Annotated in this window: 1 protein-coding gene; it reads left to right on the top strand. The window is 64.1% G+C overall.

What is annotated here, in order from left to right:
• A partial coding sequence (locus KW830_RS21150) for a hypothetical protein (RefSeq protein WP_218334319.1) occupies positions 1 to 270 on the top strand: 270 nt, incomplete at both ends.

Here is a 270-nt window from a genome sequence, read left to right as displayed (position 1 = left end):
ACTGAGCAACGGCCAGGAAGTGACCATCACTGTCGCAGCCGGTGCTGCCACGGGCACCGTCACCGTGGGCTGGGGCGCCGAACTGCCACCGGGCACGGTGGCACTGGATGGCTACCCCGATTCGGACGTCTTTGCAGAAGACAACGTGAGCCTGACTGTCGACGGCTTTGCGGCCGAGGGCAGCGGTGGCAATTTTGAAGACCTGGACGTGGTCAACGACAGCACCCCAGTGGTGATCGGCGACAGCATCAACACCACGACCGCCACGCT

The sequence above is a fragment of the Comamonas sp. CMM03 genome (genome assembly GCF_019218715.1).
In the GTDB taxonomy this organism is placed as follows: Bacteria; Pseudomonadota; Gammaproteobacteria; order Burkholderiales; family Burkholderiaceae_C; genus Comamonas; species Comamonas terrigena.
Note: the sequence above shows the minus strand (reverse complement) of the source record. Positions and strands in the feature narration are given on the sequence as shown.